The organism is Bradyrhizobium sp. SHOUNA76 (assembly GCF_023006445.1).
Lineage (GTDB): Bacteria > Pseudomonadota > Alphaproteobacteria > Rhizobiales > Xanthobacteraceae > Bradyrhizobium.
Genome location: NZ_JALBHA010000003.1, coordinates 1 through 14,015, shown reverse-complemented (window position 1 = coordinate 14,015; position 14,015 = coordinate 1). Strand labels below are relative to the sequence as shown.

The window sequence follows — 14,015 nt, the reverse complement described above, 5'->3', positions numbered from 1 at the left end:
TCGGTTGCTACATACGAGGAAAGACATGCCGCGCATCTTGATGACGGGAGCTTCGGGCGGGATCGGCACGAGCCTGCGAAAACTGCTGCCGCCGATCTATCCGGATCTCCTGCTCTCCGACATCAAGCCGCCGGCCGATCTCGGAGCGAGCGAAAAATTCAAGGCGGCGGACCTCGCCGACCTCGCTCAGTGCGAGGCGGTCTGCGAGGGCGTCGACGGCATCATCCATTTCGGCGGCTATTCGGTCGAAGGCCCTTGGGACGACATTCTCCAGGCCAACATCATCGGCTGCTATAACCTGTTCGAAGCCGCCTACCGCAAGGGCGTCAAGCGCGTGGTGTTCGCCTCGTCCAATCACGCCGTTGGCTTCTATCCGCGCCACCACAAGATAGGCACCGACGTCACCCCGCGTCCCGACGGCCGCTATGGCGTCAGCAAGGTGTTCGGCGAGGCCGTCGGCGCGCTCTACGCCGACAAGCACGGGCTGAAGGTGACGTGCCTGCGCATCGGAAATTTCGGCGACATGCCGCTCGACCATCGCCGCATCTCGATCTGGCTGAAGCCGGAAGACCTGGTGCAGCTCTGTCAGATCGGGCTCGAGCATCCCGACATTCATTTCGAGGTCTTCTACGGCGTCTCGCTGAACGAGCGCGCCTGGTGGGACAACAGCCGCGCCTACGAGTTCGGCTATCGCCCCACCGGCCGCTCCGAGGATCACGTCGCGCATGCGATGGCCGAGCAGGCCAAGCTCAAGCCGGATCCGATCGGGGATCATTTCCAGGGCGGCGCGTTCTGCAGCAACGAGTTCGACGGCGATGCGAGCCGGATCATTGATTGGAATAAGCGGTAGGCCGCCATGCGCTTCCTCGCCCCGCGTGCGGGGTGAGGAGGGCTCGACGGCACTGGCGCCGGGAGCCTAGTCGAGGCCTTCGTCGGGAATGTTCAATACGGTCCCGCAGGCCTTGCAATGCACCGCGTCGGCGCTGCAGGCCGCAGACCGGTCAGGGGAAGCGCACCTTGGAGGGCGCGAGCAATGTCTTGGCGAGATTCAGAAAAAGAGTCACGCCGAAGATCATGATCACGACGGTGATCAGGCGTCCGACGGTGCCTGGCAAGGTGATGTCGCCGAAGCCGGTCGTGGTCAACGCGGTGACCGTGAAGTAGAGCGCGTCGGCATAGTTGGCGATCTGCTGGTTGTGTGACCTCTGGGTCTCGTAGACAATTCCCGTCATCACGAAAATGAACACGCCGAGATTCGCGACGGCAAAGACGACTTCCTCGTTGCGCCGGAAGAAGGGGCTGTCGATCCGCAGCCGCGCCCATAAAGTTGCCGGATCCTGCCCTTCAGGACCTCGAATGGCACGGAGATGGTGGCGACCAGCCCATGTCCCTCTGTGTTGTTGCGATAAACCATCTCCCGGCAGCCTAGCCCTCCGAAGGATCGAGCATCTCGCCAATCTTGTTGACGGACACGTTGATCGACATGCCGAGATAGTCGCCGGAATCGCCGAACCACGAGCCGGCCAGTGGCACGGCCTGGCCCGGATGCCGCGCGATGGCTACCGGAATGAGATCGAAGCCAGCGCTCAGGCTGTTGGTCGGATCGTAGTCCAGCCAGCCGGCGCCGGGCAGGAACACCTGCACCCATGCGTGGGTCGCGCCGGAACCGGTCATGCCCACGGCGCCCCCATCGAGCGCCGCGTCGTAGAGATACCCGCTGACGAAGCGCGACGCGAAGCCGAGCCGGCGCAACGTCTCGATCATGAGCCAGGCGAAGTCCCGGCAGGTACCTGATTTCGTGCGCAACGTTTCGCCTGGAGACTGGGTGCCTTCGGCATCTCTGCCGCGATAGCTGAACTCGCTGCGAAACAGGCCCAGCATTCGGCGCAGCACATCCGCGGTCCGGTCCTGATCGCCGGCGACAAAGCTCTTGGTCCACGCCGCATGGCTGCCGTCCGCATCATCGGCATGCGGGCGAAGGTAACCGGCAAGGTCGGTCCATTCGTCCGGGGTATACTGCACGGGGACTTCCTCGGCCCGGGGCTCCAGCGGGAACGCCTCCAGGCCCTTGACGCCGAAATAGACGCCGCGAACCTTGAACGTGAATGTCAGCTCGCTGCCGGGTTCGCTGAACTCCATCACCGTGATGGCATTGGAGCGGGAGTCGGTGACCCAATGCACCTTTGATGGCAGGCTGGTGCGAGCGGACCAGCGAAGCAGCCGGGTCGAGGCGCCGCGCCGCGGCAGGAACATGGCCCGGTGCGTGCCGAACCTCACCGGCTTTGCATAGCGGTAGGTCGTGGTGTGCGTGATCTCGCCAATGATCGCCATGCATTGACCCGCTTCGCGTTGCGGCGGTCGTTGAGCACCTTTCCGCGCAGCAACAGCGGACTCCAGCTTTCGGTTTGGCCGCTTCTGCCCATTGATCTAGATCAACGTTGCCCTTGGGATGGTCTGGCTCTTCAAACGATCACGCGTTCCGTCAGACGCTGATGCGCGAATTGGTCGAATGGAGCGAAGGAAATGGGTATCCTTTGGACGATCATCATCGGGTTAATCGTTGGAGTGGTCGCGAAGTTCATCATGCCCGGCGACAAATCCGAGCCCAGCGGGTTCATTTTGACGACGGTTCTGGGAATAGTCGGGGCGTTCGTTGCGACTTATCTAGGTCAAGCCGTCGGATGGTATCGGTTCGGGGAGGGCGCCGGATTCATAGGCAGTGTGGTGGGAGCCATCATCCTTCTCTTCCTGTACGGGCTTTTTGTCGGTCGTCAGGGGCGCGCTTGACCGATCGAGGATGCTGCGTGGCGGCTCGCAAAGAGAGAGCCACGATAAGGAAAATCAAACTGTCGGCCGTCGCGATGCTCGTGTCAGGAATCGTGTCAGGACCTGTGCGCGCCGCGGCGCTCAGCGACGCCGAAGCGACGTTTCTCGATCAGCTCGTCACCGCCTCCGTGGTCCTGGAGCAGCGATGCGGCGGCTACGAGGTCGACGGTAGCGGCGGCGTTCAGCTCGGCGCCCGGCTGCTTGGCAGCCCTGATGCGGCGATGGCCATCATCGACGCCTATGCTGCGGCCATCAAGGCCCGCGATGGCGAGAGCTACGATCCCGGTAAATCCCGCCCCGAAGTGTCCGACGCGGCCGGCAAGACGTTCAGGCGCGTCCGGGCGGCCTTGATCAAGGACCCGAAAGGGGGCTGCGCCGACTATGGCGATGCCAGCGTGGATCGCGGCCTGCTGAGGCGGTACTAAACGCCCGTCGTAGGATGGGCAATGCGAAGCGAACCCCATCGCAGCACTTCTTCCCTGCAGTCGGACCTAGCAAGAAAGGCCCGACGTCATTTTTCAACGCGCGCTTCCTGTTTCTTGGTCACATGCCACAGCACCACATGGTAATGCGGCACATCCACGCCGGGGTGACCCGGGTTGAAGTAGATGCTGACGTGGTCAACTGACCGCGCTGGCCCCGCCCCCTCCAACGACTTGTGATCGTCGATGTCCTTGTTCGGGACCATGTACACGGTCGCCACGAGGCGATCCCTGCGATCGAAACACAGGAATGGCCCCAGCGGCAAAGTGTCGGGCTTGACGAAGATGACGCCAAGGCCTGGAAAGAACTTCGGGAAGTTCACGAGATCGCTGACCCGCTTGTATCCGTTTCTTTCCGCGACCTTCCGCTGATTTGGCGGCGGACGAACGACTTCGTGCTTCCTGCGCGGCTTGCTGCTTCGATGGGGGGCTGTCCTGGCTTGTTCGACCTGGTCAGACGGTGGCGCGGTGGCCGGTGCAAGGGTCTGCGGCGCTGATGGCCAGAAGGGGGCAAATTGGGCGGCTGGGCGCCTCACATCGGCGATCAGGGCGAGCAACGCAACCAAGGCTGTGCTCACAAGCGCTTTGCGCATCGACACCTCCCGAGGTTTGTTTGCCGAGGTTTGTTTGCCGAGGTTTGTTTGGCTTGCTCACTTGCCTGGATTGCGTTCTCGCCAGCGCAGGAAATCCTGGAACAATTCTTCGCGGTCTGGCGGTTTCGCGGTTGGCTTTCCCTCGATGAACCGGCCGAACGCCTTGCGAAGCGCGGCCTCGCCTCCGGATTGCTGCTGGAGCCAGCGCTCTGCCGGTCGGAATCGTCGCCATCCGGGGAGCAGCGCGGCCAGGTTCACCTCGCGCCATTTGGGGTGATGTGCGTCGCCAAGAAACTCAGGAAAGCGCGTGAACAAGTTCTGGACGAAGAATTCCAGCAACCGATATCGCTCGTTGCCGCTCGGCCAGTTGTAGGCGAACAGAGCGGATTTGATCGCGATCGTGTCGACGCTTGCTTCGGCCGCAATGATATTCGGGTAGTCCTGATGGCGAAGCGTCGATGGCAGATAATCTTCTTGCAGCAGCTCTTTGGAGTAGGGGATAGGCAGGAGGCGAATACGATCGAGTTGCGAGATCTGCGTCAGGAAGCTGACCGGCTTTCCTGAGACCAACAGAGCGGCGGAGAGATCTCCCTTCCTCAGACCATCCAGCGCGGCCTCCGGTCCCAGGTTCGACTCGCTGATCTTGACGCCCAGATGGTTCAACACTTCGCGGCCAAGGATGGCGCCGGCACTGCCGTCGTCCCCAAGATTGACCCGTTTTCCCGCCAGCTCCGTCAGGCTTCCGATCTCCGGCCGCGCGAGAAGATGGAACTCTTCGACATGGAGCGGGGCGATGTAGGTCAGCCTGTCAGAGATATCTCCGAAGGTCCTTGTCTCCCGGAGCCGGTCGACCAGGACGACGGGCGCGATCGCCACGTCGGCACCTGCGAGCGTGAGCACATCAAGGACATTGCGGATACCGCCGTTTCCCACGATGGGCAGGACCCGCAATGCGACCTGGCCACGAGGGCCGGTCTCTTGCCCGCCAGCGAGCGTGGTCGCAATGTCCTGAGCGATCGCGAATTCGGTGCATAGCGGCGTACCGGTTACGAATCCCACCGTAAATGGGTCCGCAGATCGTCCCGTTTCCTTCTTGGGGGTGACTTCCTTTCTCGGAGACACTTTCGTGGATTCGCTCGGAGAAGAGGGCGGTCGCTTTTGCGCGAGGGAATCCTGGACCTGTCCGCCGAGCCAGGCCGCTGCAATCAATGCGATGAACAAACCGGCCCGCATCGTTCGCAGACCCTCATTGTTCAACCTGTTCGGTCAATCCCCTGGGCGTGACATGCTCCGAGAAACTGCCACCTGCCGCGTCCGAAGCAAGACCGAGGCTAATGCTTGGCCTTCCAACGCGCCCGGGGCAGCGGCGTTCCGTGATGATGCCTGCAGCGGTTTGCCGACTAGCGTCCGGCCTCGCCCGCAATCCGCACCAGATAATCCGACTTGCTGAACTGCATGTGGTCGACGCAAAGCTGCGCCAGCGCCCAGCTGTCGCGTCCCCTAAGCAACTCGATCATCAGTTCGTGCTGGCGCCGCGACTGGGCCAGCCCCTCGCGGTCGGCGAGGTTCTTCGCGCGCATCGGCAGCGTCAGGTTCATGTAGTCCTGGAGCGAGCGCACCAGATAGGGATTGCCGCAGGCCGAGAACAGCGCGAGGTGGAAGGCGTCGTTGGCTTCGTGGATGCCGCGCAGATCCTGCGCGTCGGCCTTGGCGCAATATTGCCGTTGCAGCGCGGAGAGCTCGTCGATCAGGGCTTGCGGTGCGGGCAGGGGGATCATCAGCGCGGCCTGCCGCGTCAGCATCTCCCTGACCTCGTAGATCTGCCGGACCTCCTCGGACGAGTAGTACCGCACGGTGGCGCCGACATTCTTCTCGCGGCGGACGATGCCGCGCCGCTCCGCATCCACCAGGGCCTGGCGCACGAAGTGGCGGGAGGTGCCGTAGCGGGACATCAGTGCGTCTTCGGTGAGGCGCGCGCCCGGCGGCAGGCGGCCGAAGATGATGTCCTCTTCCAGCCGCGCGACGACGTCGTCCGGGTCGTCGCGCCGGACTGGCATGGCGTCTGCGGTGCGAATCTCGGACATGCCCTCAGCCTCCGGCTTCAGCCGGTCCGCCCTGTGGAGCAGGGAAGGGGCGGATTGTCAATAATTCCTGCCGCTAATGGCGTCCGGAACCATAAAATGGGACAATATGGACCAATCTTATTGACAATCGAGAGGCAGGCTGTACCACAATGGCAAGGTAAGGAGCGGCATGATGACGAGTGGGTTGCGCAAGGGTCTGACGAGCTATGGCGACGCCGGCTTCTCGTTGTTCCTGCGCAAGGCGTTCATCAAGGCCATGGGTTATTCCGACGACGCGCTGGAGCGCCCGATCGTCGGCATCACCAACACCTATAGCGACTACAATCCCTGCCACGGCAACGTCCCGCAAATCATCGAAGCCGCCAAGCGCGGCGTGATGCTGTCGGGCGCGATGCCGTTCGTGTTCCCCACCATCTCGATCGCCGAGAGCTTTGCGCATCCGACCTCGATGTATCTGCGTAACCTGATGGCGATGGATACCGAGGAGATGATCCGGGCCCAGCCGATGGATTCGGTGATCGTGATCGGCGGCTGCGACAAGACGTTGCCCGCGCAGGTCATGGCGGCAATCAGCGCGGACCTGCCGACCGTGGTCATTCCGGTCGGCCCCATGGTTGTCGGCCATCACAAGGGCGAGGTGCTGGGCGCCTGCACCGACTGCCGCCGGCTCTGGGCGAAATACCGCGCCGGCGAGATGGACGATGCCGAGATCGAGGCTGTGAATGGGCGCCTGGCGCCGTCGGTCGGCACCTGCATGGTGATGGGCACGGCCTCGACCATGGCCTGCATGATCGAGGCCATGGGCCTGTCGCTGCCGATGAGCGCGACGATTCCCGCGCCGCACGCCGAGCGTTTCCGTCTGGCGGAGGCGAGCGGCAAGGTGGCGGCCGAGATGGCGAAGGCGAAGGGGCCGAAGCCGAGCGAGCTGCTGACGCCGGCGTCTTTCAAAAATGCGCAGGTCGTGCTTCAGGCGATCGGCGGCTCGACCAACGGCCTGATCCATCTGACGGCGATGGCGCATCGATCGCCGCACCGGCTCGATCTCGAGATATTCGACCAGATTGGCCGCGAGGTGCCGGTGCTGGTCGATCTCAAGCCGTCCGGCGAACATTACATGGAGCATTTCCATCACGCCGGCGGCGTGCCGAAACTGCTGGCGCAGCTCGGTGACCTCGTTGATCTCGAAGCGAAGACCATCAGTGGCCAGACGCTACGCGACGTCGTCGCCAATGCGGAGGATGTGCCGGGCCAGGATGCCATCCGTCCGCGCGACAATCCGATCAAGAAGGAGGGCGGCCTTGCCGTCCTGCACGGCAATCTCGCGCCGCGCGGCGCGGTCATCAAGCAATCGGCCGCGAGCCCGAAGCTGTTGCAACACACCGGGCGCGCCGTGGTGTTCGAATCCGTCGAGGACATGACCGTGCGGGTCGACGATCCCGATCTCGACGTGACCGCCGACGACGTGCTGGTGCTGCGCAATGCCGGCCCCAAGGGCGCGCCGGGCATGCCCGAGGCGGGCTATCTGCCGATCCCGAAGAAGCTGGCGCGCGGCGGCACCAAGGACATGGTGCGCATTTCGGATGCGCGCATGAGCGGTACCGCGTTCGGCACCATCGTGCTGCACATCGCTCCGGAATCCGCGGTCGGCGGGCCGCTGGCGCTGGTGAAGAACGGCGACCTGATCAGCCTGGATGTGGCCAAGCGCAGCATCGAGCTGCTGGTCGATGCGGCCGAGTTGGAGCGGCGTCGTGCTGCGTTGAAGCCGGCCGCAGCGCCGGAGGAAGCCCGGCGCGGCTACGCCTGGCTGTTCAACGAGACCATCATGCAGGCCGACGAGGGCTGCGACTTCGATTTCATGCAGAGGACTGGGAAGAAGACCGAAAAGGGCTGATCGACACTCGAACGAGCGCTCAGACCGCACAAGCGGCGGGCGATAACACAGGGGGAAACGATGATTGCACGATCCATGCGTGGGTTGGCGGCTGCGGCTGCTATGCTTTTCGTCACCGGGGCCGGGGCGCAGGAGGTGAAGCATTATCGCTTCGCCTATGACCAGCCGCGCAACACCGGCTATTCCATCGCGGGCGACCTCTTTGCCGACAAGCTCAAGGAATTGAGCAAGGGCACCATGATCATCGACCAGTATCCGGGCGCGCAGCTCGGGCAGGAGCCGCAGGTGCTCCAGCTCGTGAAGGCCGGCGACGTCGAATTTTCGATCATCTCCTCCGCCAACACCGCGACGATCTCGCCGCAGGCCGGTGTAATGTCGCTGCACTATCTGTTCCGCGACGAGAACCACGTCGTCAAGGGTCTGGCGGATCCCCGCGTGTTCGAAGCGCTCAAGGCCATGATCGACGAGACCACGCAGGGCCTGCACGTGATCGCGACCGGCTCGCAGGGCGTGCGCCACATGTACTCCAGAAAGGAGATCCATAACGTCGGCGATATCAAGGGCGCCAAGATCCGCGTGCAGGCGACCGCGACCGAGGACACCATGTTCCCGGCCTATGGCGCCCAGACCGTGCATATGCCCTTCGGCAGCGTCTACACGAGCTTGCAAACCGGTGTCGTCGACGTCGCCGAGAACAGCATCAACGTCTACCTCGTCAACAAGCATTACGAGGTCGCCCCGGTCCTCAACATCACCGAGCACGAGGCCAACAACGCGATGGTGTTCATCTCGGACAAGCTCTGGCAGAGCCTCTCCGCCGAACAGAAGCAATGGGTGCAGACTGCGGCCAACGAGATCAGCACCAAGGAGCCCGCGAAGGCGTTCGAGCTGGAGCGCACCGCCGCCGAGAAACTGAAGAAGATGGGCGTCAAGGTCGTGCAGGACGTCGACAAGAAGAGCTTCGCGGCGGTCGCCGATCCCTATCTCGACAAGCTCGCCAAGGATCTCGGCCCGCACGCCGAGAAGATCAAGGATTTGATCCGGTCGATTAATTAGAGCGCGCGCTGGAAGACGGTGCGCTCCCTCTCCCGCTTGCGGGAAAGGGGTGGGGGAGGGTGTCTCCGCGGAGAGATTCCCAATGAGGAGAGAACCCTCACCCCGGCGCTCCGCCATAGCCGAGGCTTCGCCTCGGCGTGTCTTTAAGGAACGGCCGCCGAAGGCGGCCTATGCCTCTCCCGCAAGCGGGAGAGGTGCAGCCAATCTGCAGCCGGGGACAACAATGCCCATCGCCGACAAACTGCTCGTGCAACGCCAACGCCACCTGAAATGGCGCTGGCTCGACTGGCTCGAGCTCGCGCTGATGATCCTCTGCGGCGTGCTCTGCTTCGGATTCTCGCTGTCGGTGACCGCCGACATCGTGACCCGGACCACCGGCCATCCCTGGCTGTGGCTGCAGGAGGTCACGTCGACGCTGTTCATCTACGCGATTTTTATCGGCACGGCGGCCGCGACGCGCCGCAACGACCACCTCTATCTCACCGCCATCTCCGAGGCGATGCACGGCGCCTCTCGGCTGATCGTCGAGGTGATCATCCGTCTCGTCGTGCTCGGCGTCGCCTTCTGTCTGATCTGGTACGGCTACCAGAATTATCTGCGCGGCTTCGGCAGTTTTCGTCTGCCGTCGGGCACCCCGATCGCCTCGCTTTACGCGATCATCCCGCTGTCGGGCGTGCTGATCGGCCTGTTCACCATCGAGCAGCTCGTCAACGGCCTGCGCAATGGTTTTGACCATCCCGAACCGCCGGACGAGGATGCGGAGCCGGTCGTTGCTGCCGCGCAGATGGGGGTGCAACCATGAGCGCACCCATTGTCCTGGCGTTGATGACGGTCTGCTTCCTGTCGTTCGGCTATCTCGGCGTGCCCGTGCCGTTCTCACTGATGGCCGGCGTCTTCATCGGTGCGCTGCTGTCGGATGTTTCGCTCGCCGCCATCATTCAGAAGATCTTTGATGGCGTCGATTCCGAAGCGCTGCTGGCGATCCCGTTCTTCCTGCTGGTCGGCGAGCTCATGAGCTCGGCCAACGTCGTGGTGCGAATAGCCAATCTCTCGGTGTCCCTGGTCGGCCATATCAGGGGCGGGCTGTCGCAGGTCGTGGTCGTGTTCAGCATGTTCTTCTCGGAGATGTCGGGCTCCACCACCGCCGACGTCGCCGTGATGAGCCGCGCGCTCGGCGGCCCGATGAAGCGGGAGGGCTATGAGCCCGCCTTCATCGCGGCGATCATCGCGTCCGCATCGACCATCGCCGCGCTGGTGCCGCCGAGCATCACCGCCGTGGTCTATGGCGCGGTCGGCAACGTCTCGATCGCCGGGCTGTTCATGGCGGGCGTCGTGCCGGGCATGATGATCGGTTTCGGGTTGATGATCTATTGCTATTTCTTCGGCCCGTCCGGACTGCGCAAGCCGCGCGCGCCGCTCAAGCAGGTGGCGTTCGCGGCCGGCGATGCCGCTCTGCCGCTGATGATCCCGGTGATCCTGCTTGGCGGAATCTTGACCGGCTGGTTCACTCCGACGGAGGCGGGTGTGGTCGCGGTGGCCTGGATCGTTCTGGTCGTGATTCCCGCGCTCAACCGCGGGCATATCAAGAAGATCCCTTACGATTTCTGCCTCGCCGGCCTGATCTTCTCGCTGCCGCTGATCACCATCGGCGCCGCCAACGCCTTCGGCTGGATGCTCGCTTACCTGCGCGGCGCGACTTACATCGCCGAGTGGATCACCTCGATCGCCGGTAACGATCCGCACCTGATCATGCTCTTGATGGTGCTGCTCTTCACCATCGTCGGCGATTTCATCGAGCCGGTGCCGACCATCATCATCTTCATGCCCCTGGTTAACGCGCTGACGGAAGCCGGCGACATCAATGCCGTGCACATGGGCGTGGTGCTGATCGCGACGCTCGCCTTCGGCCTGATCACGCCGCCCTATGGCCTTGTGCTGCTGATGGCCTCGAAATTCGTCGGCGTCAGCTTTGCCAAGGCGCTACGTGCGGCATTGCCGATCTACCTCGTGTTCCTGGCGACGATCGCGTTCGCGATCTATTTCCCGAGCGTGGTGCTGTGGCTGCCGCGGCACGTGCTCCCGGAATCGGTCGGCTGCTTCAAGTCGCCGGCGGGGACGGGCTATATCTGTCCGCAGTAGCGACTTGCTCGATACGCCATCGCTTGTTTTCGCGCACGTAGCGGAACGGCGTGCCGTGGCTATTCCTGAAGTAGCTGCCGCACAGCGCGTTTGCCATGCCCTGCATCACCGCGTCGTGGCAGACGAACAGCAGGTTGTCGTCAGGATGACGCTCGAGCCAGGTCGACACGCAAAGCAGCGAGCGTTTGGCCATGGCGTCCCAGTTCTCGCCGTCGGTCGGAAGGATCGACACGAGGCCGGTCGCTGATTTGACGCCGTGCTTGATCATGAGGTCGCGGACGGGCAGGCCCTCAAAGCTGCCGAAATCGAACTCGATGATGCCTTCGTCGATCGCAAGCGGGACCGAGATCGCGTCCGCGATGATCTCTGCCGTTCGCGCCGCGCGCACCAGGGGGCTTGCGACGATGCGGCTAATGCTGACGCCGCCAAGCATGTCCACGGCTTCGTGCGCCTGCCGCAGGCCGTCCTCGTTCAGCGGATTGTCGGTCCGGCCCTGGAATCGGCCCTCGCGATTCCAGTCGGTCGCGCCGTGACGAAGGCCGTAGAAGCTGCGCGCGGGCGTCGTCACTTTGACTTGCTCGTGAATTTCTTCACGGCAGTGCGAAACTCCTCCGTGTTCATCGCCATGATGATCTTGTGCTCTTCGGCATCTAACTGCTGTTTCACCGGCGTGGTGGCGGCCTGGTAGACCAGCTGCTTTGTGCCGGCGATTGCGGCCGACGGGTTCTGCGCGAGACGCTCGGCGAGCTTTCGCGTCGCCGCCTTCAATTCCGCGGCGGGAACGACCTTGGCAACGAGACCCCATTCATGGGCCTGCTGCGCTGTGAAAGTGTCCTCGGCGAGAAAAATCTGCAGCGCGCGACGGGGGCCGACCGTGCCGACGATGCCGACCGTCGAGCCGCCGTCGGGTGATACCCCGATTTTGGCATAGGCCGGCGTGAACTTGGCGTCGTCGGCGGCGATGCAGAGGTCGGTGACGAAGGCGAGGCCCATGCCGGCGCCGGCGGCCGAGCCGTGCACGCTCGACAGCGAGATCTTCGGCATGCGCCTGACGATCTCGATGAAGGCGTGATAGTGCTTCAGGAGCTGGCCCACGACCGGCGTCACCGTACCCGCTTCGGCGGCCGCCCCGATCGTTTGCAGATCGCCGCCGGCCGAGAAGGCGCGGCCTTCGCCTTCGAGCACCACGACGCGGATATTGTCGTCGCCTTCGATGGAGGCCGCGAGCTGCTCGAGCTTCCGGGCGATCGCAAGGTTGACGGAGTTGAACGCGGCGGGACGGTTGAGCGTGATGGTCGCGATTGGACCATCGATCCGGAGCAGGGCGGGATCATCGGGTTGGGAGACGGGCGCGGTCATTTGAAAATCCCCGGCAGGAGGTCATTGCTGCAACTAAATCGCAGAAGGCGGGAGGTGACAATCCCCGGGCCGCCAGTGCCCCGGCGGCTCTTGCGCTGGGCGGACCGATAGGCTCAAATGGGCCTGCCTTTGCCAAGGAACGGACACGAGCGCCGGCTCCTCGTAAGGCCAGCAAATCAAAATCAGCAAAAGAGGAGACGACATGGGTCACGCTCGTGTCTCCAGAAGTGGGCTGCTCCAATGACCGACGGTTCGGTGATCATCGTCGGTGCCGGCCATGGCGGCTACCAGGCCGCGGCATCCTTGCGCCAGGCGGGCTTTTCGCAGCGCATCTGCCTCATCAATGACGAGGCGCATCTGCCCTATCAGCGGCCGCCGCTGTCCAAGGCCTACATCAAGGGCTCCGCCGGGCCCGAGAGCCTAATGTTCCGGCCGGAGAAGTTCTACCACGACCAGAACATCGAGCTGATTGCGGGCCGCGCGGTGTCGATCGACCGTGCGGGCCGCAAGGTCCTGCTCGCCTCGGGCGAGACGCTTGCCTACGGCCATCTCGTGCTGGCGACGGGCGCGCGCAACCGGCTTCTTGATCTGCCGAATGCCAATCTGCCTGACGTGAAATATTTGCGCATTCTCGACGAGAGCGAGGCGCTGCGTGCGGTCATGCCCTCGAAGACACGGGTCGTGGTCATCGGCGCCGGTTTCATCGGCCTGGAATTCGCCGCGACCGCGCGGATCAAGGGCCTCGAGGTCGACGTGCTCGAGCTTGCCCCGCGCGTGATGGCGCGCGCCGTGACGGCGGAAGTCTCGGAGTATTTTCAACAACGCCATCGCGAGGCCGGCATCCGCATCCATCTCGGCGTGCAGGCCACCTCGATCGAAGCCGAGAACGGCAAGGTCACCGGCGTCTCCTTGAGCGACGGACGGCATCTGCCCGCTGAACTCGTCGTGGTCGGCGTCGGTGTGTTGCCGAACATCGAGCTGGCGGCCGAGGCTGGATTGCCGGTCGCTGCCGGTATCGTCGTCGACGAATATCTTTCGACGGCCGATCCAAACATCTCCGCGATCGGCGATTGCGCGCTGTTCGCGAGCCCGCGCTTCGGCGGATCGCTGCGGCTGGAATCGGTGCAGAACGCCACCGACCACGCCCGCTGCCTCGCGGCGCGGCTGACCGGCGACAGCAAGCCCTATGACGGCCATCCCTGGTTCTGGAGCGACCAGGGCGATGACAAGCTGCAGATCGCTGGGCTGACCACGGGCTACGACCGCGTCGTGCTGCGCGGCGATCCCGCCAAGAAGGCGTTTTCCGCGTTCTGCTACAAGGGCGACAAGCTGCTCGGCATCGAGTCCATCAACCGCGCCGGCGACCACATGTTCGGCCGCAGGCTGCAGGGCATGGACCGCTCGATCACACCGGAGCAGGCTGCCGACGAGAGTTTCGATCTGAAGAGCGCGTTGGCGTGATCAGCTTGCGGTGATCGCTGCGGCGACCTCTGTGGCCGTAGGCATCGACGGTCCCGCGCCCATCCGCTGCACGCTGATCGAGGCGGCGGCGTTGGCGAAGGTGAGGGCGGCGCGCAAGGGCACG

14 protein-coding genes and 2 pseudogenes are annotated in these 14,015 nt (G+C 63.8%); 8 read left to right on the top strand and 8 right to left on the bottom strand.

What is annotated here, in order from left to right; translation table 11 throughout:
- The first annotated feature begins 25 nt into the window (after positions 1-25).
- On the top strand, positions 26-850 hold the full coding sequence (locus tag MOV74_RS01035; RefSeq protein WP_246916710.1) for an NAD(P)-dependent oxidoreductase: 825 nt from the start codon (positions 26-28) through the stop codon (positions 848-850).
- Between the two features lie 66 nt (positions 851-916).
- On the opposite strand, the pseudogene MOV74_RS01030 reads toward MOV74_RS01035, so the two are convergent.
- Both MOV74_RS01030 and MOV74_RS01025 read right to left on the bottom strand, forming a co-directional pair.
- Positions 917-1,319, bottom strand: a pseudogene (locus MOV74_RS01030) (potassium channel family protein); the annotation flags it as partial.
- A 106-nt stretch (positions 1,320-1,425) separates the two neighbouring features.
- Positions 1,426-2,331, bottom strand: a complete 906-nt coding sequence (locus MOV74_RS01025) for a transglutaminase family protein (protein WP_246916708.1) — start codon at positions 2,329-2,331, stop codon at positions 1,426-1,428.
- Between the two features lie 192 nt (positions 2,332-2,523).
- Between MOV74_RS01025 and MOV74_RS01020 the strand changes: the two genes are divergently transcribed.
- The gene (locus MOV74_RS01020; RefSeq protein ID WP_246916705.1) at positions 2,524-2,787 is read left to right on the top strand and encodes a GlsB/YeaQ/YmgE family stress response membrane protein; all 264 of its coding nucleotides are present in this window, start codon (positions 2,524-2,526) and stop codon (positions 2,785-2,787) included.
- 74 nt (positions 2,788-2,861) lie between these two features.
- Positions 2,862-3,251: a hypothetical protein gene (locus tag MOV74_RS01015; protein WP_246916703.1), complete on the top strand. Its 390-nt coding sequence runs from the start codon at positions 2,862-2,864 to the stop codon at positions 3,249-3,251.
- A gap of 86 nt (positions 3,252-3,337) precedes the next feature.
- On the opposite strand, the gene MOV74_RS01010 is transcribed toward MOV74_RS01015, so the two are convergent.
- From MOV74_RS01010 to MOV74_RS01000, 3 genes are all read right to left on the bottom strand, one after another.
- The gene (locus tag MOV74_RS01010; protein ID WP_246916700.1) at positions 3,338-3,901 is read right to left on the bottom strand and encodes a hypothetical protein; all 564 of its coding nucleotides are present in this window, start codon (positions 3,899-3,901) and stop codon (positions 3,338-3,340) included.
- 57 nt (positions 3,902-3,958) lie between these two features.
- The gene (locus tag MOV74_RS01005; RefSeq protein WP_246916697.1) at positions 3,959-5,158 is read right to left on the bottom strand and encodes a TAXI family TRAP transporter solute-binding subunit; all 1,200 of its coding nucleotides are present in this window, start codon (positions 5,156-5,158) and stop codon (positions 3,959-3,961) included.
- Between the two features lie 143 nt (positions 5,159-5,301).
- Complete coding sequence (locus MOV74_RS01000) at positions 5,302-5,985, bottom strand: GntR family transcriptional regulator (RefSeq protein WP_246916694.1); 684 nt, start codon at positions 5,983-5,985, stop codon at positions 5,302-5,304.
- Positions 5,986-6,157: 172 nt separating this feature from the next.
- Here MOV74_RS01000 and MOV74_RS00995 point away from each other — a divergent pair, with 172 nt between their 5' ends.
- The 4 genes from MOV74_RS00995 to MOV74_RS00980 all read left to right on the top strand — a co-directional run bounded on the left by MOV74_RS00995 (position 6,158) and on the right by MOV74_RS00980 (position 11,071).
- On the top strand, positions 6,158-7,876 hold the full coding sequence (locus tag MOV74_RS00995) for an IlvD/Edd family dehydratase (protein WP_246916691.1): 1,719 nt from the start codon (positions 6,158-6,160) through the stop codon (positions 7,874-7,876).
- Positions 7,877-7,936: 60 nt separating this feature from the next.
- Entirely contained in the window at positions 7,937-8,932 is a 996-nt protein-coding gene (locus MOV74_RS00990) for a TRAP transporter substrate-binding protein (protein WP_246916687.1), read from the top strand.
- 223 nt (positions 8,933-9,155) lie between these two features.
- Positions 9,156-9,734, top strand: a complete 579-nt coding sequence (locus tag MOV74_RS00985; RefSeq protein WP_246916685.1) for a TRAP transporter small permease — start codon at positions 9,156-9,158, stop codon at positions 9,732-9,734.
- Positions 9,731-11,071: a TRAP transporter large permease gene (locus MOV74_RS00980; protein WP_246916682.1), complete on the top strand. Its 1,341-nt coding sequence runs from the start codon at positions 9,731-9,733 to the stop codon at positions 11,069-11,071. The genes MOV74_RS00985 and MOV74_RS00980 overlap by 4 nt, the downstream gene beginning before the upstream one ends.
- Here MOV74_RS00980 and MOV74_RS00975 read toward each other — a convergent pair.
- A complete protein-coding gene (locus tag MOV74_RS00975) occupies positions 11,031-11,639 on the bottom strand; it encodes a histidine phosphatase family protein (RefSeq protein ID WP_246916679.1) in 609 nt (202 codons plus the stop codon). The genes MOV74_RS00980 and MOV74_RS00975 overlap by 41 nt on opposite strands.
- The gene (locus tag MOV74_RS00970) at positions 11,636-12,430 is read right to left on the bottom strand and encodes an enoyl-CoA hydratase/isomerase family protein (RefSeq protein ID WP_246916676.1); all 795 of its coding nucleotides are present in this window, start codon (positions 12,428-12,430) and stop codon (positions 11,636-11,638) included. Before MOV74_RS00970 ends, MOV74_RS00975 begins: the two co-directional genes overlap by 4 nt.
- A gap of 240 nt (positions 12,431-12,670) precedes the next feature.
- Between MOV74_RS00970 and MOV74_RS00965 the strand changes: the two genes are divergently transcribed.
- Positions 12,671-13,891, top strand: coding sequence for an NAD(P)/FAD-dependent oxidoreductase (locus MOV74_RS00965; RefSeq protein WP_246916674.1), 1,221 nt, complete (start codon positions 12,671-12,673; stop codon positions 13,889-13,891).
- Here the strand turns inward: MOV74_RS00965 and MOV74_RS00960 are convergent.
- Positions 13,892-14,015 (bottom strand): annotated as a pseudogene (locus tag MOV74_RS00960) (ribokinase); the annotation flags it as partial.